Source organism: Hymenobacter negativus (assembly GCF_016056375.1).
Lineage (GTDB): Bacteria > Bacteroidota > Bacteroidia > Cytophagales > Hymenobacteraceae > Hymenobacter > Hymenobacter negativus_A.
Window position 1 is genome coordinate 290,815 of sequence record NZ_JAEDAE010000002.1, and the last position, 21,034, is coordinate 311,848.

Here is a 21,034-nt window from a genome sequence, read left to right on the forward strand (position 1 = left end):
AGGCTGAAAAATTTAGCTTTCTCTGTTTTTGGCTAGCTTAAAAAACAACGGCCAGCTTCTCGAAGGAAACTGGCCGTTGAAAAAGCGCTAGCGGGTTAGGTTAATAAGCCGCAATGCTCAAATCGGTTTGCTTACGGAAAGGAGCTACCGACTTCTTGGTAAAGTCCAGGCCGCTGTATGTAGTGGTGGCACGCACCGTCGTGGTGTTGTTCACATACAAGGCGGTTGTGATGCGCTCCCCAACGGTGGTCGAACCCGATTTTTTCAGGCCGGGCAGGTTGTCGCTGGTAAACACCAGGCGCACGATGGGGGCCGGCTGGCCATCCGTCAGCGTTACCGGGGGAATGGTAAGCGTCTGGCTCGTGCGGGTGGGCGTAACGGTGGCCAACGGGGTTGCCGTGGTGGTGAGGGGATAGAACGTGCTGCCGTCGCTCTGCACATCGGGGCTGAGCAGGTACACCGCAATTTTGGGGTTTACCAGCAATGTATCGGTGGCCAGTGCCGAGCCGGCCAGGCTATAGGTCAGGCTGGCCGTGTTGGTGCGGGTGAGCCGGGTAGGGGCCGGGTCAGTGCTGATTTCCGAGCACGACGCCAGGGTCAGTCCCGCGAACAGCATGAGGAGGATATTTTTCATGGCTTAAAAAGCGTTTGAGGCGAGTGAACTGAACTAGTTGAACGTGTAGCGCAGGCCCAACTGGATGCGGTAGCGCGACGTTTCGCCGGTGTTGTAACGGTCGGTCACGTTCAGGGTTTGTACCGTCGTGTTCACCGAGCGGTCCAGGTTCACGTTGCGCGTGCTGGTGATGGGGTTGAACTGGTAGTTGGCTTTGCCAGTGGTCTGGTCAAAGTTGACGAAAGTCAGCGGGGAAGCCCGCTGCACCGACTGCGACACACCCCAGTTGCTGTTAATCAGGTTGCCGATGTTGAAGATGTCGAGGCTGAACTGCAGCGAGTTGCGGTTCTTGCCGATGTTGGTGAAAACATCCTGCAACAGACGAGCATCCACGAAGGCAAACCAGGGGTTCACACCGCCGTTACGCTCGGCGTACTCGCCGCGGCGCTTGCTCAGGTATTTGTCTTGGTTGATGTAGTTGTCGAGGTCGGTCCACTGCTGGTCGGCGGAGTAGATGGCGGCCTGCGGCGTATTCGGGAACAAGGTCAGGTTGGTCAGCTGAATCTCGCTGCGGTCACGCGGAATGTACATCAGGTCGTTCTGCGTGCCACCGTCGCCGTTCATGTCGCCGTTGTACACGTAGGAGTAGCGGCCGTTGGGGCCTGCATCGAGGAAGCCCGAGATGGTGGTGGCCAAGTGGCCGAGGTATTCTTTGCGGTACGAGAGCGAAGCCACCACGCGGTGCGACTGCAGGTACTGCGAGTAGCTCAGGTTTTGCTCATTCGGGTCGCCCGAGATGGCGCGGGTAGCCCACAGCGGGAAAGGAGTCGAACCCTGAATGCTCACGTCGCGGGCATCGGCGTAGGTGTAGGCCAGGCTGGCCGAGATGCCGTTGCTGAACGATTTCTGCAGCTGGCCCGTCAGGGTGTAAGAGTAGCCCTTGTTAGAGTTGCGCATCACGATGGCACCGTCGTTGTTCACGATTTTGGGGCTTACCTGGAAAACTTTCGTGTTCAAAGCGGCAGGGTCGCGGTACAGCGGGCGCTGGTCGGCACCGGCCGAGCGGGCCGAAGCATTGGGCAGGTTCACGTTGTCGAAGAACACCGAGTTGATGTCTTTCGTGTAGATAGCGTCAAGGGTGAACACCACGTCGCCGGGCAGGCGCTGGTCAATGCCCAGGCTGGTACGCCACACCTGCGGGAACTTGAAATTCTTATCCGTAACGGCCAGGTTGTAGGTCGCGGGCGTTTTGGTGGGGTCCAGCGGCACCGTGGTCGAGTTAGCGTTGGGCAGGTAGTTCGGATTGGGGTTGAAAGCCACGGCGTTGGGGTTTACCGTGGTCACGTTGTTCACGGTGTTGAAACCGTTGATGCTTTGCGTACCGAACAGCAGGCCGTTGTTCGAGGCCTGGTTCGAAATCAGCACGAAGGGCACGCGGCCGGTGAAGATGCCCGTACCACCGCGCACTTGGGTTTTCTGGTCGTCGTTCACGTCCCAGTTCACGCCGATGCGGGGCGAGAACAGTACAGAAGACTTCTGGAACTGGTCGGTGTAGATGTGCTCGCCGTTGCGGAAGCTGATGGCGGCGGCATCCTCGTTGCGGGGCAGCGTGGTGTTCACGATGGGCACGTCGATGCGCAGGCCACCGGTCACTTTGATGTTGGGGCGAGCCGACCATTCATCCTGCAGGAAGAAGCCCAACTGCATGGCCTTGATGGTGGCGTAGGGCAACTCCAGGTTCGGGTTCTGGCCGTTGATGTTCAGTATGTAGCGATTCGAGTAGTTGTTGGTAGCCGAAGCCAGTGGAACTCCCTTAGCGGTTAGGTCGGTGTTGGCAGTACCATCGGCATTGCGGGGGGCGAGCACGCCCTGTGCGTTGAAGGTATAGCCGGCCGAAGCGTAAAAGTCGCTCAGCGAGTTGAAGTTGTAGCGGCCATACAGGTCCGGAGCAAAACCGTTGCGGAACTTGTAGAACTCGTTGTAAGTGCCCAGCGTGAACAAGTGCTTGCCAGCCGTATACGTCAGGTTGTCCGACAACTGGTAGATGTCCGAGTCCAGCAGGTTGCCAGGCGTGAACAGCTCGTAGCCAAACGAAGTGAGCGAAGTGCCCGCGTTGCTGGTTGCGTCGGTGTTGCGGATGTCAACAAAAGGGAAAGGGCTGCCGCCCAACGAGTAGCGGTAGTCGCGCTGAGCCGTGTAGCCTGCCTGGAACTGGTTGGAGAAGCGCGAGCTGATGCTCGAGTTCAGTTCGCCGATAATCGACTGCACGTCGTTGTGAATCTGGTAATACGCCGACAGCGAAGGCAGCGTGTTCTGCGAGATACCACGGCCGCCGGTGGGCGAGGGAGTGCCGCTGCCGCTGGGAGCTACGTCGCGGTACGCCTTCAGGTAGTTGTACTTGATGCTAAAGGTGTTTTTGGCGTTGACGTTCCAGTCAATCTTGGCCGTAATCTTATCCGAGTTCTGGGCCAGCTGGTAGTTCTCGTAGGCGCCAATGTTGTAGCCGTACTTGTCTTTAACAAAGCTGCCGAGCACGTCCAGGTCGGAGGCGTTTACGCGGGTCGTGTTCGAGCCCACGCCAGGAGCCGGCAGGCCTTCGCGGTTGGCCACAAAAGTGCCGGGGGGGTCCTTGCGGCGCTCACCTTCCACGCTCACGAAGAAGAACAGCTTGTCTTTGATGATGGGGCCGCCGATGCGGGCACCCAGCTGGTAGAGGCTAAACGCGGGGAAGTCCTGCTTCAGGTCGCGCACCTTGCTGCCCACCAGCTTCTCATTGCGCTGGAAGCCGTAGACCGAAGCCGAGAAGTTGTTGGTGCCGCTGCGGGTGATGGCGTTGATGCCGGCACCCGTAAACGAGCCCTGACGCACGTCGTAAGGGGCCAGGTTCACCTGTATTTCCTGTACGGCATCCAGCGAGATGGGCTGGGCGTTGGACTGGCCACCCACCGTCGACGACAGGCCGAACGAGTTGTTGAAGATGGCACCGTCAATGGTTACGTTGTTATAGTTGCCACTGCGGCCGGCAAAGCTCTGGTTGTTAGCGCTGCTGGCCTGAGGCGTGAGGCGAGTGAAGTCAGCAAACGAACGGCTCAGTGAAGGCAGACGCTCAATTTGCTCGCGCTGTACCGTGGTGCTGGCACCGGTGCGGCCGGCGTTCACCACCGGGTCGCGGCGGCCACTCACGGTTACTTCGGCCAGTTCCGTCGTAGCGTCGTCCAGCTTCACGTCAACACGCTGGTTTTGGCCCAGGTTCAGGTTAATTCCTTCCCGGGTAACATCCTTGTAGCCCACAAACGTAACGCGAACTGTGTAGGGGCCGCCCACGCGCATGTTTTGAATGTTGAAGCGGCCATCGGAGTTGGTGGGCGCTACGTACTGCGTGTTGGTGGGCGTATGAATGGCAATTACGGTAGCGCCGGGCAGGCCCGCGCCGGTCTTATCGGAGATGACTCCGCTCATTGCTGCTGTGGTCGCGCCTTGGCTCCAGCCCAGACGGGCCGTCAGGAGCATCAGCGCCAGCAGTAGCAGGTGGCGTAAACGTAAATTATTCATGTTGAAAAAGGTTGGTGGAAACAGTGAGCTTGGTAAAAGCGGGACAAAGGTACGACGGGGCCGAAAGGGCCAATATTACGTAAATTTTACCATTGATTAATATCGCCGGAATCAGGTATTTGTCCGGCAAAGGTAAGGGGGCGATACCTCACAGGCGGGGCCGCACGGCCCGAATGAAACGACTGAGATAATAGTCTGATTCTAAGCTATTTTCAACCACGCCTAACGAGGTTGACGCGTGAATAAAATCCACTCCTTCCTCATCAGCCACCGTCACCAAACCCACGTGCGTGATGGTGCGGCTGCCGGGCGAAGCTCCAAAAAATACTAAATCGCCGGGCCGTAAGTCGGTGGATTTCACGGGGTCGCCCCACACGGCCTGCTCATTGGACGAACGCGGAATAGTGACACCCGCCTCGCCAAAAGATAATTGCAGCAGCCCCGAGCAATCCAGGCCCAGGCGCGTGGTGCCGCCGTATAGATAAGGAGTGCCCTGATAGGAACGGGCAGCCTCAATCACCGAGGCCAGGGTGCCGGTGGCGTTGCCCACGCGGGCAGGGCGCTTGGTCACTACTTTGGTTTTGGCGCCGTTGGCAGTACCCACCACAACCTTGGATTTGCCTGTCGGGCTCACCCGGCCGCCCTTTTTCAGGCGCACCATTTCGCGGGCCGAGCGGTACTGGCCGTCGCGATAGTTAAGCTTGCGGTGGCAGCTGGCTAGCAAGACCAAAGTCAGCAGCAGCAGCGGTAGTATCTTCGTTGTCACCCTACCCATCGGCCGCAAAGATAGTTTACGCGGCCTTCTCAGCTTAACCGCTCATGAATTTTAACGCCCTGACCCCCGAATTAATTGTTGCTTTCGAGGCCATCGTCGGCCCGGCACACGTCCTCACCGCGCAGCGCGCTGAGGCTGCCGCCATGGCCGATGCCTACGCTGACTACGGCCGCGACCACACCGAAGACTTCCATTTTACGCCCGATGTAGTGCTGCGCCCGGCCGATGCCGAGGAAATCAGCCGGATTATGCAGCTGTGCCACGCGCACCGCATTCCCGTCACGCCGCGCGGGGCAGGTACGGGCCTGAGCGGCGGGGCGCTTCCCATTCACAACGGCGTAGTATTGAGCACCGAGCGGCTCAATAAAATCATCCAGATTGACGAGCGTAACCTGCAAGCCACCGTGGAGCCCGGCGTGGTGAACGAGACGTTTCAGAACGCGGTGAAGGAAGTGGGCCTGTTCTACCCGCCCGACCCGGCCAGCAAGGGCAGCTGCTTTTTGGGCGGGAATCTGGCCCACAGCAGCGGCGGCCCCAAAGCCGTGAAATACGGCACTACGAAGGACTACGTGCTGAACTTACAGGTGGTGCTGCCCACCGGCGAAATCATCTGGACAGCCGCCAACACCCTCAAAAATTCCACCGGCTACAACCTCACCCAGCTCATGGTGGGCTCGGAGGGTACGCTGGGCATCATCACCAAAGTGGTGTTTCGCTTGCTGCCCTTCCCGCAGCATAATATTCTGATGCTGGTGCCCTTCCGGCAGGAGGCCCAGGCGGCCGATGCGGTTTCAGCGGTGTTTCGGGCGGGCATCATCCCATCGGGCATGGAGTTTATGGAGCGCGAGGCCATTGCCTGGTCGTCGGATTACCTGAAAATCCCGCTCACGCTGCCCGAGGATATCAAAGCCCACCTGCTCATCGAGCTTGATGGCCAGGATTTGGACCAGCTTTATAAGGAAGCCGAGCAAGTGTACGGCGTGCTGGAGCCCTACGACGTAGGCGAAATCCTCCTCGCCGATACGGCTGGGCAGAAAGACGACCTCTGGCGCATCCGCCGCAACATCGGCAATTCGGTGCGCTATAACTCTGTGTACAAAGAGGAAGACACCGTGGTGCCCCGCGCCGAGCTGCCCACGCTGCTCAAAGGCGTGAAGGAAATCGGCGCCCGCTACGGCTTCAAGAGCGTGTGCTACGGCCACGCCGGCGATGGCAACCTGCACGTCAACATCATCCGGGGCGAGCTGGACGACGAGATGTGGAACGTGGGCCTGCGCCAGCCCATCTCCGAAATTTTCGAACTCTGCGTAAAGCTGGGGGGCACCATTTCCGGCGAGCACGGCATCGGGCTGGTGCAGAAAGGCTACATCGGCATCGCCCTGGCCGAGGCTAATTTGAATCTGATGCGTGGCATCAAAGGCGTGTTCGACCCGCACGGGATTCTGAACCCGGGCAAGATTTTCTAGCGCTTGGCTGTCAGTGGGCGTGGAGCGCGACACTCCACGCCCACTGACAGCCAAGCTTATACGTGCACGGTAGGCAGCATTTTTGGCGCTTCCCGCTTGTGCGTGGCTTGCTCGTAAGCATAGCCCAGGGCCAGTAGCAGCCTCTCGTGGTAGGCCGAGCCCACAAACGACAGGCCCACCGGTAGCCCCAGCACCTGCCCCATGGGCACGGTGAGGTGCGGGTAGCCCGCCATGGCCGCCGGCGACGAAAAATCCACGCCCGTCGAGTAGTCGCCGTTCGCCCAGTCGATGCACCACGCCGGACCGGTGGTCACCCCGATGATGGCTGCGAGCTGGTGCGTTTTCAGCAAGCCATCGATAGCCTGGCGGGCGCCGGCCACGGTTTGCTGCACAGCGGCCTTGTATTTGGCGTTGTTCAGCCTATCGGTGGCTTCGGCCCGGATAAGGGTTTCCTGCTGGAAAAACGGCATAGCCTCGGCCGCGTGGGCTTTGTTGTAGGCGATGACGTCGGCCAGATTCTTCACCGTTGCACCCGCATTAGCCAGATAGGCATTCACGCCTGCCTTGAACTCGTAGAGCAGCACGTCAAACTCCGCCTCGCCGAGCGGATTGACCAGTTTGTTCAACTCCACTTCCACGATGGTCGCGCCCCGCGCCTTCAGCGCAGCCACGGCTTGCCTCAGCAGCGCGGCCACGGCCGGCGGGCCATTGAGGTGGGCTTTTTCTACGCCCAGCCGCTGGCCCTGCAGGGCGTCCGACTTGAGGAAAGTTGTGTAATCGGTCAGCGCGCCCTTGGGGATGGGTAGTTTGGCCGGGTCGGCCGGGTCGGGGCCGGCCAGTGCGCTCAGTAAAATAGCGGCATCGCGCACGGTGCGGGCCATGGGGCCGGCCGTGTCCTGTGTACTCGAAATTGGGATGATACCACTGCGGCTCAGCAAGCCCACCGTAGGCTTGAGGCCCACCAGCCCGTTGCAGGACGACGGCGACACTACCGAGCCATCCGTCTCGGTACCAATGGCTACGGTACACAAATTGGCGGCCACTGCCGCCCCCGAGCCCGAGCTGCTACCGCTGGTGCTACGGTCCAGTACATAGGGGTTACGGCTTTGGCGGCCCCGGCTGCTCCAGCCGCTCACCGAGTGCGACGACCGGAAATTGGCCCATTCGCTGAGGTTGGTTTTTCCCAGCAGCACGGCCCCGGCTGCCCGCAGCTTCTGCACGATGAACGCATCCTGCTTCGCCTTGTGGCCAATAAGCGCCGAAGCCCCGGCCGTGGTCATCATCTGGTCGCCGCTGTCGATGTTGTCCTTTATCAGTACCGGAATGCCGTGCAGCGGGCCGCGCAGCTTGCCGGCCTTGCGCTCCTGGTCGAGGCCATCGGCAATGGTCAGCGCATCGGGGTTGGTTTCGATGACGGCACGCAGCATGGGCCCGGCCTCGTTCAAGGCCTTGATGCGGGCCAGGTATTTTTCGCTCAGGCTGCGGGCGGTTTCGGTGCCTTTGGCCATGCGGTCCTGTAAGTCAGTCACGGTGAGTTCCTGCAGCTCGAAATTATCGGCCGTGCTGGCCCGTGCTGTTTCTTCCGCCCCCGGAACTCCGGCCGGCACATCCGTTACGGGCTTGCCGGGAGTGGTTTGGCAGGCTATGGCGGGTAGGAGAGCGGCCGTGAGTGCCACGCGCGTGCTCTGGTTCAGGAAAAGGCGGCGGTCCATAAAAAGCAGAAACGAAGTAGGAGGAAGCAGATAGCTGTTGTTGGCAGGCAATAATACTGCTCGCCAGAACTTCGACAGCTACCGCAATGCCAATAACTTTTTGGCCGTTGATTTCCAATTAAAAACAACAGCCAGCCCCGTGAAGGACTGGCTGTTATCGTGTCAACTAAATGAGCATTATGACGCTGGAATAGTCCTGCTTGTTATGCCTGCTGGCCTTTCAGCTTGTCTTCGCCGCCATAAGGTGCGCCGGCCGTAATGTCGCCGCGTAGCCCACCGTGGTCGGTGGTTTTGGGAGCGCCGGTCTGGTTGTCGGTGGGCACTTCGTTGGCTTCCGTGGCCGCGTGGTTACCGCCGGTAATTTCGGCCGCTTTGGCCACGTAGCGCTGCTTTGCTTCCTCTTCCGACACGCCCTTGAACTGGTTCCACGAGTCCCATTGCGCCTGCGAGAGGCCGGAGGGGCCGTTGGCTTGGTCGGCGGCGGTGGCGTCTACCTCGTCGCTTTTCATATTTACGTCGCCCTCGGTAGCCTGCTTGTAAAGGCCGTAAAGCTCGGTCATGTGCTTGGCGGCCACGTCGCTGGGTAGATTATTTACTTGCTGGGCCGCCGCCTGGAATTGTTCGTTGAGGTTCATGGTGATAAAAGGAGGAATGGAAAAAGAGCAGCAGAGGCGCTACAGCCGGTTCTTGGTAGAAATTCGGGGCCATTTGCGCTAATGACAATACCCCGCGGTGGGCCTTTAGGTTGCGGAGTTGTACTTTTGCAGCCGACTATGTGTGGAATAACCGGAGTATTTGCCTTTACTGAAACGGGTCGCCAGTCGCTGGCCAACCTGCAAGCGTCCACCGACGCCATCATTCGCCGCGGACCCGACTCGCAGGGCCATTTCGTCTACGACCAATGCGGTCTGGGCTTCCGCCGGCTGGCCATCCTCGACCTTTCGGCCGACGGCAACCAGCCGATGACCGACGAGTCGGGGCGCTACACCATCGTCTTCAACGGCGAAATCTTTAACTACCGCGAGTTGCGCGAAAAGCTCATCAAGCGCGGCTGCAAGTTTCATTCGCAGACCGATACGGAGGTTATTCTCCAGCTCTACATCACCGAGGGCCGCAGCTTTATCAAGAAGCTGAACGGCTTTTTCGCCTTCTCCATCTACGATAAGGAAGAAAACTCGCTGCTTATTGCCCGCGACCGGTTTGGCGTGAAGCCCCTGCTCATCTACCGCGACGAGGACAAGCTGTTTCTGGCTTCGGAGATGAAGTCCATTATGGCCCTGGGTGTGCCACGCAAGCTCGATTACGTGGCCCTGAGCCAGTATCTGCAGCTCAACTACATCCCTGGACCCGCCAGCATTTTCAAGGGCGTGAAGAAGATGCTGCCCGGCCACTACCTGTACATCAAGAACAACAAGGTGGTGGGCAAGGCCTGGTATAAAATTCCCTACGACCCCAAGAAAGTCGCCAAAAACAAGCTCAGCTACGAGCAGCAGCAAAAAAAGCTGGTCGACCTGATGGACGGGGCTGTGCAGCGCCGCCTCGTGGCTGATGTGCCCCTCGGTGCCTTCCTCAGCGGTGGTATTGATTCCAGTGTGATTACCGCGCTGGCTGCCCGCCACACGCCGCACCTTAACACGTTCAGCATCGGCTTCAAAGACGAGCCGTTCTTCGACGAAACCAAGTACGCCAACCTCGTGGCCGCCCGCCACAAGACCAACCACACGGTTTTCTCGCTCACCAACGACGACCTCTACGAGCACATCCACAGCATGTTGGACTACCTCGATGAGCCGTTTGCCGACTCTTCGGCCCTGGCCGTGTACATCCTCAGCCAGCGCACCCGCCAGCACGTCACCGTGGCCCTGAGCGGCGACGGGGCCGACGAAATGTTCGGCGGCTACAACAAGCACATGGGCGAGTTTAAGGTACGTCAGGGCGGCGTGAAAGCCGAAGCCGTGACGGCCCTCGGCTTCGTGTGGGACGCTTTGCCCAAGTCGCGCAACAGCTTCTTCGGCAACCGTGTGCGGCAGCTCCAGCGCTTTTCGCGCGGCATGACGGCCGGCGTGAAAGACCGGTACTGGGACTGGGCCAGCTTCGCCTCGGCCACTGATGCTAACACCCTGCTCAGCGCCGAAAGCCGCCGCAAAGTGGGCAAGAAAGCCGCCGCCAAGCGCCGCAAAGACATCCTAGAGCACCTGCACGCCGATGGCGACCTCAACGAGGTGCTGCTCACCGACATGAGCCTAGTGCTGCCCTACGACATGCTCACGAAAGTGGACATGATGAGCATGGCCAACTCGCTGGAAGTGCGCACGCCCTTCCTCGACTACAAAGTGGTCAACTTCGCCTTCTCGCTCCCCGTCGCCAGCAAGGTCGACGCTACGATGAAGAAGAAAATTGTGCAAGATGCCTTCCGCTCCGAACTGCCCGCTGAGCTTTACGACCGCCCCAAGCACGGCTTCGAAGTGCCCCTGCTGAAGTGGATGCGCGGCGAGCTACGCTCCTTGATTGAAGACGACCTACTGCGCGATGAGTTCATCGAAGCCCAGGGCATTTTTGACGTTCAGGCCATCCGCGCCCTCAAAGCGCAGCTGTTTTCGCGCAGCCCCGGCGACGTGCACGCCCGCATCTGGGGCCTCATCGTCTTCCAAACCTGGTGGAAGCAGTACATGGCCTAAGCTCTTGACGGCGAATACACGCTGGCGCTTGCGCCATTGGTGGCACCAGGTGGGCCGGCCGCAACGGCTGGCCCTTTTGGTTGGCGTGCTGGTCACGCTGGCGCGCTTCTGCCTGATTGGCAAAGGCACCATGGCCTTCGTCGATGAGTCGCGCTACGTGAATGCCATGCTGGGCCTGCGTGCCCTCAGTGAAGGCCACGGGCAGGAATTTCTGCGCTACATCAATTCCATGGGTGCCCGCCCAGGCGACGGCATCTGGCGCGCCATCCCCGGGCTGGGCCAGGCTTTGCTGCTGTTGGTCTTCGACCTGAACCCCAATGCCCCGCCGTCGCTGCAAGTGCCGCAAGCCTTCAACGTGCTCATCGTGAGCCTGAATGCGTTGCTGCTGTACCACATTTACCGGCGCTTCTTTAGCGTGGGCCTGGCGTTGTTGGGCCTCGCGCTTTATTCGAGCCTGGTAAATACCAACCTTTACCTGCGCCACCTGCTGCCCTACGACCATTCGCTGTTTTTCTTTTTCCTGGCGCTCACGGTGCTGCTCCGGCCTAAAACAACAGCCAACCTAAAGTTGCAGGCGGTAGTGGGGATATTGGCTGGGCTCAGCTATGCTATTTATCCCGGTTATTTCATGGGCCCCATCCTGCTGCTGGCCGTGGCGCTACTGGCGGAGCTCGATACCGCACGCAGCAGCTTATCGGCCGCTCTGAAACCAGCTGCCGTCCAGCTGGTCGGCCTGCTAGTGGTGTTGCTGGGTTTTGAAGGGCTGGCGCGGTTGGGCCACACGTCGTACTGGGCCAGCAGCCGCTACATTGCCACTACCGTCACGCAGGGCAGCTTTGCCGAGGGGTTTAGCTTTATCGGTAGCTATTTCTGGCAGGTGGAAGGCTGGCTCGGCATCAGCCTGCTGCTGCTTTTTGGGGTAGGAGTGGGGCTCAGCTGGCGAGCGGGCTTAACCGCCAGTTCCGGAACCCAACGAATACTTGTACGCCTGCTCACGGTTGGTTTTCTGACGTGGCTGGGCTATGCCTTAGCCGTCCAGGTGGGCCATAAGCTGGTATTCTACGGGCGCACCCTACACTTTTTCGTACCCATTATCATCATAGGCGCGCTGGTGACGCTACGCGCATTGGGTCGAGCCAAGGGGGGGCGCGCCTGGCATTACCTGGGCATTGGGGGCGTTGTTCTGGCTCATTTTGGAATATTCCTGGCCGGCTACCTACCCATCGATTACCCTTGCGACGTGGCCTACCGCGCGGGCATATACGATTATCCGCAAATTGCCGCCAGCCAAGTGAGCGTATGCAACAAACACCTCATGGCGTACCGGTTATTCGGCCCGCGCCTGCGCAGCCAATTGGCGCAAAAGCACCCAACGCCCACCTTTCAGTTACTGAACTTTGCCTACCTGTATCCAGTCAGCTGTTACCAGCCTGCTCATCTGCGGCCCGGTAAAGTAGTGGCCGATGTTCCTTACTTCATGAAGTATCCTGCCTATCAGTTTGAAGGCCATAGCGCTCGAGAGCGGGCGATTCTGCAAAATCATGAAGTTGATTTTCAGATTGTCGCCAATGGTAATTAGCTTGTAATCAGTAGTTATGCCCTTGCGCGCTGCCATTTGTAAAGTGACGCAAGGGCAGGGGCCAGCCGCGAGTGTCGATAGAGTGGCCCGTAAAGGCCTAAATTTGCTCCATTAATTACTAGTCTTCGCGCATTCCGCATCTTATGAAAATAGCAGTTGTAGGCACCGGCTACGTCGGTTTGGTCACGGGCACGTGCTTTGCCGAAGTTGGCATCGATGTGACGTGTATTGATATCGACCAGAAAAAAATCGATAATCTGCACCAGGGCATTTTGCCGATTTATGAGCCGGGTCTGGAAGAAATGGTGACCCGCAACGTGGAAAAAGGGCGGCTGCACTTCTCCACCAACCTTGCCGAAGCCATCAAAGACTGCGACGTAGCCTTTATCGCTGTAGGCACCCCCCCCGGCGAAGACGGCTCGGCCGACCTGAAATACGTGCTGGCCGTGGCCCGTGGCATTGGCGAAAACATGAGCAATTACGGGGTCATCGTGACCAAAAGCACCGTGCCCGTAGGCACCGCTGCCAAGGTGCGCACCGAAATTGAACAGGCGCTGGCCAAGCGCAATGCCAACATCGAGTTCGACGTCGCTTCCAACCCCGAGTTCCTGAAAGAGGGCGCGGCTATTGACGACTTCCTCAAGCCCGACCGCATCGTGGTCGGCATTGCCTCCGACCGTGCCGAGGAAGTGATGCGCCGCCTCTACAAGCCCTTCCTGCTCAATGGCCACCCGATTATCTTCATGGATATCCCGTCGGCCGAAATGACGAAATACGCGGCTAACTCCATGCTGGCCACCAAAATCAGCTTCATGAACGACGTGGCCAACCTGTGCGAAATCATGGGGGCTGACGTGAACATGGTGCGCAAAGGCATCGGTTCCGACGCTCGCATCGGTACCAAGTTCATTTACCCTGGCATCGGCTACGGCGGCTCTTGCTTTCCCAAGGACGTGAAGGCGCTCATCAAAACCGCCCAGGAAAACGGCTACGACATGCAGGTGCTTCGCGCCGTGGAAAGCGTGAACGAAGACCAGAAATCGGTGCTGTTTAACAAAGTAAGTAAGCACTTTGGCGGCGACCTGCGTGGCTTGAAAATTGCCGTGTGGGGCCTGTCCTTCAAGCCCAAGACCGACGATATGCGCGAGGCGCCTTCGCTGGTTATCATCGAGAAGCTGCTGGCCGCCGGTTGCACCGTTACGGCCTACGACCCCGTGGCCATGCCCGAAGCCAAGCACTCGCTCGGCGACAGCATCACCTACGCCAAAGACGAATTTGCGGCCCTCATCGACGCTGATGCCCTGCTGGTGGTCACGGAATGGCCCGATTTCCGAGCCCCTAACTTTGAAGTGGTGGGCCGCCTGATGAAGCAAAAAACCATTTTCGACGGCCGCAACATCTACGATGTGAAGGAGTTGAAAGAACTGGGTTTTGTGTATCACTGCATCGGCATCAAAACCGACCACAAGGAGCCGGCTTAACTCCTAATTTGTCATCCTGAGCGCAGCGAAGGACCTTATCGCGGCTGCATTTTTCAGGATTACTGTTTACCCGAGCGGCGCGGACGTGATAAGGTCCTTCGCTGCGCTCAGGATGACAAAAGCATTTTATGACCAATACTTCCGAAGAAAAAAAGCGTGTCCTTATCACCGGCGGGGCCGGCTTTTTGGGCTCGCACCTTTGCGACCGGTTCCTGAAAGAGGGCTACCACGTGGTGGCGATGGACAACCTGATTACGGGTTCCATCCAGAACATCGAGCACCTGTTTGGCCGGCCCGATTTCGAGTTTCATCAGGCCGATGTGAGCAAGTTCGTGTTCGTGCCCGGCAAGCTCGATTACATCCTGCACTTCGCCTCCCCGGCCTCGCCGATTGACTACCTCAAAATTCCGATTCAGACCCTGAAAGTGGGTTCGCTAGGCACGCACAACCTGCTGGGCTTGGCCCGCGTGAAAGGTGCCCGCATGCTGATTGCCAGCACTTCGGAAGTGTACGGCGACCCCGAAATCCACCCGCAGGTGGAAGAGTATTTCGGCAACGTGAACCCCGTAGGCCCGCGCGGTTGCTACGACGAAGCCAAGCGCTTTCAGGAGGCCATCACCATGGCCTACCACAACCACCACGGCCTGGAAACGCGCATTATCCGCATTTTCAACACCTACGGCCCGCGCATGCGCCTCGACGACGGCCGCGTGTTGCCGGCTTTCCTCTCGCAGGCCCTGCGCGGCGAGAACCTGACGGTGTTCGGCGACGGTTCGCAAACCCGCTCGTTCTGCTACGTGGACGACCTGGTGGAAGGCATTTACCGCCTGTTGCTGAGCGACTACCACCTGCCCGTGAACATCGGCAATCCGTCGGAAATCACCATCAAGGAGTTCGGCGAAGAAATTGCCCGCCTGACCGGCGTCGAGTTTAAGCCGACTTACCAGGCCCTGCCCGAAAACGACCCCATGAAGCGCCGCCCAGACATCACCAAAGCCAAGGAAATCCTGGGCTGGGAGCCCAAAGTGGACCGGGCCGAGGGCCTGCGCCGCACGCTGGAGTATTTCAAAGAACACGTTAAGTAGTTTCCAATGGCCGATTATCCTGCTCCATACCTTATCGAGTTCCCCAAGCTTGGAGCACCGGGTATTGGCTATATTTCCGTGGGTGAAAACGCCAAAGACCCGCTGCCCTTCACGGTGCAGCGGGTCTTCTGGACGTACTACACGCCCGAAAGCATTGTGCGGGGCCGTCATGCCCATCACCGTACCGAGCAGATATTGGTTGCCGTGGCAGGACGCATTATCGTCACGACAGAAACAGCCGACGGGGATATCCAACTTTTCCGCCTCGAAGACCCGAATGTAGGGTTGTACGTGCCGCCTTCCGCCTGGCATACCATGCAATATTCGCACACCGCGGTGCAGCTTGTGCTGGCCTCTCAGGCGTATGAGGAAGGAGATTATATTCGTGATTACGAATTGTTTCGTCAGCTATGGGCGCCCAAAGCCTGAGCCAGCTGGTGGCCGCCCGCCGCGCTGAGCTAGCATATTATTCGCCCTACTACTTTCTGCGGCAGTTCCCCATTGAACGGCAACAGGAACTGTTTGGCACCGGAGCAGCCGCCCGGTGGGAGCAGGAGGCTGGGGCCGAAATTGTGGCAGCCGCCTCGGCGGACGTGAAATGGCTGCTTCAGCACCTGGCCTGGGATTCCGGCTATTTTGGTGCCCCGATGTACCGGCTGTTCACCGCATTGTTTGATGGGCTGACCAGCCCGGCCCAACTGCTGCAAGCGGCGGCTGAGCTGCGCCAACAATTGGCAACCCGGCACGGGGCATCGTATTATGCGTTTAGTGTGGTGCCGGCCGAGGACGTTCGACTGTTGCAGGCCCTGACCGGGGCCGGCTGGCAATTGGTGGAAACCCGCCTGACATATTACCGCGACCAACTGCCGGGCTTCGACTATCCTCGGCATCCGGTACGGGCTGCCAGAGTCGACGAGGCTGCGCACATTGGCCAGGTAGCTGCTATGGCCCGCAACGCCTACGACCGGTTTCACGCCGACGCATGGTTTGGCGATGCCCGGGCCGATGCATACCTGGCTCGCTACGCCGAAAACACCGTTGCGGCCGGCTTGGCGGCCACCGTGCTGGTGCCGGATGCGCCAGAGCTGCCAATTGATTCGTTTCTGGCTATCAGCGACTTGAAGGGTGATGCTATTGCTCTGGGCACGCAGCTGTCGCGAGTATTGCTCACCGCGGTTGGCCCCGCCAACCGGGGCTGGCATGTGAAGCTGGTAGCCGAAACCCTGCACCGTGCCAAAGAGCTGGAGCACGAAGCCGTGCTGATGACCACCCAAGCCACCAACCACGCCGTGTTTCGCACCTGCGAGAAGCTGGGCTTCCGGCTGGGAGCCACCAGCCATGTGCTGGCCTGTAACGGCCTGAATGCTTAATTTTTACCCGCTACCAAGTACTCCGATGAACATCCCTTTCCTGAGCTTTGAGCCACAACATGCCCCGTTGCGCGACGCTATGACCGCCGCTTTCAGCCGGGTCTACGACTCCTACTGGTATGTGCTGGGCGGAGAAGTAAAGCAATTTGAGCAGGAGTACGCGGCTTTCAACCAAGTGGCGCACGCTGTGGGTGTGGCCAACGGCCTCGACGCCTTGGTGCTGGCCCTGCGCGTACTGGGCGTTGGCCCCGGCGATGAGGTAATTGTGCCCTCCAACACGTACATCGCTACTTGGCTGGCCGTGACGCAGGTAGGAGCCACGCCCGTTCCCGTCGAGCCCGACCCCGCCACCAGCAACCTCGACCCAACCCTCATTGCTGCCGCTCTCACGCCGCGCACCCGCGCCATTATGCCGGTGCATCTCTATGGGCAGGCATGTCGCATGACGGAAATCATGGCCCTGGCCGCGCAGCACAACCTGTACGTGGTCGAGGACAATGCCCAATCGCAGGGCGCGGCCTTCGAGGGCGGGCTCACCGGCAGTTTCGGGCACGTGAATGGCACCAGCTTCTATCCCGGCAAAAACCTGGGTGCCCTCGGCGATGCCGGGGCTGTAACAACCAATGATGCCGGCCTGGCCCACAAAGTGCAGGTGCTGCGCAACTACGGCTCGCAGCAGAAATACTACAACGAAGTGGTGGGCTATAACTCCCGTTTGGACGAGCTACAGGCTGCCTTGCTCCGCGTGAAGCTGCCGCACCTGTCGGAATGGACACACCAGCGCCAGCAAGTAGCCGCCTGGTATGACCAGCACCTGGCAGGTATTGCCGACCTGCGACTGCCAGCCGTAGCCGAGGGTGCCACTCACGTCTACCACCTCTACGTGGTGCACACGCCCCGGCGCGCTGCCCTGCAGGAGCACCTCACGGCCCAAGGCATCGGCAGTCTGATTCATTACCCGGTGCCCCCGCACTTGCAGCAGGCCTACCAGGCACTTGGGTTTGCACTCGGCAGCTTTCCCATTGCCGAAGAACTGGCCAATACCTGCCTGAGCCTGCCCATGTGGCCGGGCATGACCGAAGCACACGTAGCTGCCGTGGCCGATGCCATCCGGGCATTCCATTAAACTGCTGCTCCTCTCACCGTTCTTCCCGAACGCACTCGTGCGACCCTGATTCAAGCAAGTAGCCCATGCCTAAGCTTTCCGTCATCGTCCCCTGCTACTTCAACGAGGATAATATCCCGGTGACGACCCGTGAGCTGATTGCGAACGAGGCTAATTTCCCGCCCGAAGTCACTTTCGAGTACATCTTCGTGAACGATGGTTCCGGCGACGACACCCTCGGAGCCCTGCGCCGGGCCCAGGACCTCTACCCCGGCCGCATCCGCATCGTTGACCTGGCGGGCAACGTAGGCTCTTACAATGCCATCGTGGCCGGCATGGCCTACGCCACCGGCGACTGCCTGTCCGTTATCACCGCCGACCTGCAGGACCCGCCCGAGCTGATGGTGCAGATGTACAGCCATTGGCAGCAGGGTTACAAGCTGGTTATCGGCAACCGTCAGGACCGCGAAGAGAAAGGCCTTTCTGAGGCCATGGCCAAGCTGTTTCATTGGCTGATGAAGAACCTGGCCCTGCGTAACATTCCCGACGGCGGGTTCGATTTCGTGTTCTTTGACCGCCAGGTGGCCACCGAGGTGCTGAAGCTGCACGAACGCAATTCCAATGTGTTCTACCTCATGGTGTGGCTGGGCTTCGCCTATGTCAACATTCCCTACACCCGCCGCAAGCGCGAAATCGGCAAGTCGCGCTGGACGCTGAACAAGAAAATCAAGCTGCTCATTGACTCGCTGATGGCCTTCTCCTTTGTGCCCATCCGCGCTATTTCGGTGCTGGGGCTGGGGCTGGGATTAGTTGCGCTCATTTACGGCCTTTATGTGATTGCCCTCAAGGTGGCCCGTCCTGATGAGCCTGCCGGCTGGACTACGCTCATGGTAGTCATGCTGTTCGTGTCGGCTTTCCAAATGATTGCGCTGGGCGTAATTGGCGAGTACGTCTGGCGCGGGCTGGATGCGGCCCGCAAACGGCCATTGTACGTGGTACGGGAGGTGTATTCTTAAGCAGTATTAAGGCAATTGCCTGGCTGTTAGGCAAATATTGTGGATAATGTGGTGCTGATTGCCTAATGCCCAACTGGTATTAGCATATTATGGCGGTTTCTTCAGTGCTCTGATAAAGGCTTTAACCCGGTGTTCTTGCCTAACTTTGCCTTCGTTATACCAATCTATTTCTGTTTTGTCTGAGCTAGCCCTGCCAAAAAAAGTTGCCATTCTCCAGTCGAATTATATCCCCTGGAAAGGGTTTTTTGATATGGTCAACATGGTTGATGAATTCATATTGTACGACGATATGCAATACACAACCCGCGACTGGAGAAACCGGAATAAAATCAAAACGCCGACCGGCACTTCGTGGCTGGTCATTCCGGTTCGCCACGATTCGCGGGACCAGAAAATCAACGAGAGCGTGGTTTCAGAGGCTAAATGGGCGATAAAGCATTGGCGCAGCATTGCTCAGACTTACGCCAAGGCCCCATTTTTCAAGCAGTATAAAGACGAGTTGGAGGCTATTTACCTCAATCCGGGTTCCGACTACCTGAGCCTGATTAACCACCGCTTCATTCAGTTTGTGTGCAAAGAGCTGGGAATCAATACAAAAATTTCCTGGTCTTCTGATTATACGCTGGTCCCGGGCAAAACCGAGCGCCTGGTGCAATTAGTACTTGACGCAGGCGGAACGGAATACTTGTCTGGCCCGGCCGCACAGGACTACATTGTGCCCTCCGTATTTGCCGATGCCGGGGTGAAATTAGAATGGATGGATTATAGTGGGTATCCGGAATACCAGCAGCTCGGTCCGGCTCCTTTTGAGCACGGCGTTACGGCGCTGGACCTGCTGTTCAACACTGGTTCCGAGGCGCCACGATTCATGAAATCTTTCGCGTCATCGGATAATCCCGCGTAATGGACGGCGCCCCCCAATACTCCGTTGTGGTGCCCACTTACCGGGGGCAGGACACGATACGGCCGCTCACTCAGCAGTTGCGAGCATTCTTTGACGGAGCCGGGCTGACGTTTGAGGTTATTTTCGTGAACGACAATGGCCCCGACCAGTCATGGCAGGTGATGCAAGCCTTGCAGCGGGAACTGGGAGCCAACTTGGTGAAAATTGTGCGGCTGGCCCGAAACTTTGGCCAGCACAACGCCCTGATTTGCGGCTTTGCCCACGCCCGGGGCCGTTTTATTATTACGATGGACGAAGACCTGCAGCATAGTCCAGCCGACATTGGCCGGCTGATTGCGACTCAGGCCCAGGGCAACTTCGACGTGGTATATGGCAAGTACGAAACGCTGCAGCATTCGGGCTTTCGCAACGTTACGTCTATGCTGCTTAAGAAGCTGCTACGCGTTAGCATTCCCGACCTGCATCCCGATTACACGGCGTTTCGGCTCATTCGGACCAGCATTGCCCGGCATTGCCTGCAAATGAGCAATTCCTACACGTTTCTGGATGGTTACCTCACCTGGATAACAAATAACGTAGCCAGCGTAGTCGTGACGCACGGCGAGCGCGCCGCCGGCGAAAGCTCCTATACGGTGCGCAAGCTCATCGAGCATTCCATCAATATTTTCGTTACGTTCTCCGACTTGCCGATTCGAATATTCTCGCTGACATCGGTGGGTATATTCTTCCTGACGACATGCTACGCCCTTTACGTGCTGGTCCGGAAGCTGCTTTTCAACGACCTGAGCGCGGGCTTTGCTACCCTAGCCATTTTGCTAGGATTTGGGGTGGGCCTAATCCTATTAGGCATAGGCATCTTGGGTGAATACATCCACCGCATCAACTTGAAAACAACCCGTCGCCCCATCTTTGTTGAGGCCGAAACTGAAAATGAATAAGCCCGTTCTCACGCCCGGTGCCACCGTTCGGGTTGCCATTATTGGGGCTGGCAGCCTGGGACAACAAATAGCGCAGCACTTGCAACAAACCGCCGGCTGGGCTGTGGCCGGTTTTTTCGACGATTTTGCGGCCCCCGCTACTGTCACCCCGCACGGGCCGGTACTGGGCCGGGTCGACGCCATCGAAGCCGCATACGCGGGGGATGCCTTCGACGCGATGCTCATGGGCATTGGCTATCATCACCTTGCCGTCAGACAGCAATTATTCGAGCGGCTTGTGGCGCGGGTTCCTTTTGCCACCTTCGTGCACCCGGCCTCCTACCTCGACAGTAGCGCGGTAGTCGAACCTGGCTGTTTCGTGTCGCCGGGCTGCATTTTGGATTTGAACGTCCACCTCGGCCCGAATACCTTTTTGTATCCGGGGTGTGTACTGGCGCACGATACCACGGTTGTTGGGCATTCGTTTCTGGCTCCGTCGGTGCGTTTGGCCGGGCATGTAACGGTGCAGCCCCGGTGCTTCCTGGGCATCGGCACCACTGTTATTGATAGTTTGGAACTGGGCGAAGATGTCCGGACGGGTGGGGGAGCAACCGTCGTGCACAATCTCACTGGGCCCGGTACCTACGTAGGCACCCCGGCCAAGAAAATACTCTCTTCCGGTAAATAAGTCACTTTTAAAAGTGAGGCCGGTGCTCCGGCAACATCTTGGAGAGTCTATATTTCCCACCGGTTTAAAAGCAACGGGTGTAACTTTGCCCGA

17 protein-coding genes are annotated in these 21,034 nt (G+C 58.7%); 12 read left to right on the forward strand and 5 right to left on the reverse strand.

Features of this window, described 5'->3' with window-relative positions:
• Positions 1 to 100 precede the first annotated feature (100 nt).
• The 3 genes from I7X13_RS06135 to I7X13_RS06145 all read right to left on the reverse strand — a co-directional run bounded on the left by I7X13_RS06135 (position 101) and on the right by I7X13_RS06145 (position 4,895).
• On the reverse strand, positions 101 to 634 hold the full coding sequence (locus I7X13_RS06135) for a hypothetical protein (RefSeq protein WP_198066924.1): 534 nt from the start codon (positions 632 to 634) through the stop codon (positions 101 to 103).
• Positions 635 to 667: 33 nt separating this feature from the next.
• On the reverse strand, positions 668 to 4,165 hold the full coding sequence (locus I7X13_RS06140) for a TonB-dependent receptor (protein ID WP_198074789.1): 3,498 nt from the start codon (positions 4,163 to 4,165) through the stop codon (positions 668 to 670).
• Between the two features lie 148 nt (positions 4,166 to 4,313).
• Entirely contained in the window at positions 4,314 to 4,895 is a 582-nt protein-coding gene (locus I7X13_RS06145) for a C40 family peptidase (protein WP_233454692.1), read from the reverse strand.
• Positions 4,896 to 4,984: 89 nt separating this feature from the next.
• On the opposite strand from I7X13_RS06145, the gene I7X13_RS06150 reads away from it, so the two are divergent.
• Complete coding sequence (locus I7X13_RS06150; protein WP_198074790.1) at positions 4,985 to 6,406, forward strand: FAD-binding oxidoreductase; 1,422 nt, start codon at positions 4,985 to 4,987, stop codon at positions 6,404 to 6,406.
• A gap of 56 nt (positions 6,407 to 6,462) precedes the next feature.
• On the opposite strand, the gene I7X13_RS06155 is transcribed toward I7X13_RS06150, so the two are convergent.
• Together I7X13_RS06155 and I7X13_RS06160 are read right to left on the reverse strand one after the other, a co-directional pair.
• Positions 6,463 to 8,118, reverse strand: coding sequence for an amidase (locus I7X13_RS06155; protein WP_198074791.1), 1,656 nt, complete (start codon positions 8,116 to 8,118; stop codon positions 6,463 to 6,465).
• Between the two features lie 203 nt (positions 8,119 to 8,321).
• Positions 8,322 to 8,753 carry an acyl-CoA-binding protein gene (locus tag I7X13_RS06160; RefSeq protein ID WP_198074792.1) on the reverse strand — a complete coding sequence of 144 codons (432 nt, stop codon included), beginning with the start codon at positions 8,751 to 8,753 and terminating at the stop codon, positions 8,322 to 8,324.
• Positions 8,754 to 8,891: 138 nt separating this feature from the next.
• Between I7X13_RS06160 and asnB the strand changes: the two genes are divergently transcribed.
• From asnB to I7X13_RS06215, 11 genes are all read left to right on the forward strand, one after another.
• Entirely contained in the window at positions 8,892 to 10,796 is a 1,905-nt protein-coding gene (asnB, locus tag I7X13_RS06165; protein ID WP_198074793.1) for an asparagine synthase (glutamine-hydrolyzing), read from the forward strand.
• Positions 10,797 to 10,824: 28 nt separating this feature from the next.
• Entirely contained in the window at positions 10,825 to 12,375 is a 1,551-nt protein-coding gene (locus I7X13_RS06170; RefSeq protein WP_198074794.1) for a hypothetical protein, read from the forward strand.
• Between the two features lie 143 nt (positions 12,376 to 12,518).
• On the forward strand, positions 12,519 to 13,856 hold the full coding sequence (locus I7X13_RS06175; RefSeq protein ID WP_198066917.1) for a UDP-glucose dehydrogenase family protein: 1,338 nt from the start codon (positions 12,519 to 12,521) through the stop codon (positions 13,854 to 13,856).
• A 128-nt stretch (positions 13,857 to 13,984) separates the two neighbouring features.
• A complete protein-coding gene (locus I7X13_RS06180; RefSeq protein WP_198066916.1) occupies positions 13,985 to 14,941 on the forward strand; it encodes a UDP-glucuronic acid decarboxylase family protein in 957 nt (318 codons plus the stop codon).
• 6 nt (positions 14,942 to 14,947) lie between these two features.
• Complete coding sequence (locus I7X13_RS06185) at positions 14,948 to 15,370, forward strand: sugar 3,4-ketoisomerase (RefSeq protein WP_198066915.1); 423 nt, start codon at positions 14,948 to 14,950, stop codon at positions 15,368 to 15,370.
• Positions 15,352 to 16,311 (forward strand): GNAT family protein, encoded by a 960-nt coding sequence (locus I7X13_RS06190; protein WP_198074795.1) that lies wholly within the window; start codon positions 15,352 to 15,354, stop codon positions 16,309 to 16,311. The genes I7X13_RS06185 and I7X13_RS06190 overlap by 19 nt, the downstream gene beginning before the upstream one ends.
• A gap of 25 nt (positions 16,312 to 16,336) precedes the next feature.
• Positions 16,337 to 17,437, forward strand: coding sequence for a DegT/DnrJ/EryC1/StrS family aminotransferase (locus tag I7X13_RS06195; RefSeq protein WP_198066913.1), 1,101 nt, complete (start codon positions 16,337 to 16,339; stop codon positions 17,435 to 17,437).
• 65 nt (positions 17,438 to 17,502) lie between these two features.
• Positions 17,503 to 18,432, forward strand: coding sequence for a glycosyltransferase family 2 protein (locus I7X13_RS06200; RefSeq protein WP_198066912.1), 930 nt, complete (start codon positions 17,503 to 17,505; stop codon positions 18,430 to 18,432).
• A gap of 175 nt (positions 18,433 to 18,607) precedes the next feature.
• A complete protein-coding gene (locus I7X13_RS06205; protein ID WP_232342234.1) occupies positions 18,608 to 19,336 on the forward strand; it encodes a WbqC family protein in 729 nt (242 codons plus the stop codon).
• Positions 19,336 to 20,274, forward strand: coding sequence for a glycosyltransferase family 2 protein (locus I7X13_RS06210; RefSeq protein ID WP_198066911.1), 939 nt, complete (start codon positions 19,336 to 19,338; stop codon positions 20,272 to 20,274). Before I7X13_RS06205 ends, I7X13_RS06210 begins: the two co-directional genes overlap by 1 nt.
• The gene (locus I7X13_RS06215; protein WP_198066910.1) at positions 20,267 to 20,941 is read left to right on the forward strand and encodes an acetyltransferase; all 675 of its coding nucleotides are present in this window, start codon (positions 20,267 to 20,269) and stop codon (positions 20,939 to 20,941) included. Before I7X13_RS06210 ends, I7X13_RS06215 begins: the two co-directional genes overlap by 8 nt.
• Positions 20,942 to 21,034: the final 93 nt, after the last annotated feature.

Bases quoted from the DNA above. Each gene is read 5' to 3' on its own strand.
- I7X13_RS06150 (WP_198074790.1), top strand. From the start codon at position 4,985: ATGAATTTTAACGCCCTGACCCCCGAATTAATTGTTGCTTTCGAGGCC.
- I7X13_RS06200 (WP_198066912.1), top strand. From the start codon at position 17,503: ATGCCTAAGCTTTCCGTCATCGTCCCCTGCTACTTCAACGAGGATAAT.
- I7X13_RS06175 (WP_198066917.1), top strand. From the start codon at position 12,519: ATGAAAATAGCAGTTGTAGGCACCGGCTACGTCGGTTTGGTCACGGGC.
- asnB (WP_198074793.1), top strand. From the start codon at position 8,892: ATGTGTGGAATAACCGGAGTATTTGCCTTTACTGAAACGGGTCGCCAG.
- I7X13_RS06195 (WP_198066913.1), top strand. From the start codon at position 16,337: ATGAACATCCCTTTCCTGAGCTTTGAGCCACAACATGCCCCGTTGCGC.
- I7X13_RS06135 (WP_198066924.1), bottom strand. From the start codon at position 634: ATGAAAAATATCCTCCTCATGCTGTTCGCGGGACTGACCCTGGCGTCG.
- I7X13_RS06140 (WP_198074789.1), bottom strand. From the start codon at position 4,165: ATGAATAATTTACGTTTACGCCACCTGCTACTGCTGGCGCTGATGCTC.
- I7X13_RS06155 (WP_198074791.1), bottom strand. From the start codon at position 8,118: ATGGACCGCCGCCTTTTCCTGAACCAGAGCACGCGCGTGGCACTCACG.
- I7X13_RS06180 (WP_198066916.1), top strand. From the start codon at position 13,985: ATGACCAATACTTCCGAAGAAAAAAAGCGTGTCCTTATCACCGGCGGG.
- I7X13_RS06160 (WP_198074792.1), bottom strand. From the start codon at position 8,753: ATGAACCTCAACGAACAATTCCAGGCGGCGGCCCAGCAAGTAAATAAT.
- I7X13_RS06215 (WP_198066910.1), top strand. From the start codon at position 20,267: ATGAATAAGCCCGTTCTCACGCCCGGTGCCACCGTTCGGGTTGCCATT.
- I7X13_RS06190 (WP_198074795.1), top strand. From the start codon at position 15,352: ATGGGCGCCCAAAGCCTGAGCCAGCTGGTGGCCGCCCGCCGCGCTGAG.
- I7X13_RS06210 (WP_198066911.1), top strand. From the start codon at position 19,336: ATGGACGGCGCCCCCCAATACTCCGTTGTGGTGCCCACTTACCGGGGG.
- I7X13_RS06185 (WP_198066915.1), top strand. From the start codon at position 14,948: ATGGCCGATTATCCTGCTCCATACCTTATCGAGTTCCCCAAGCTTGGA.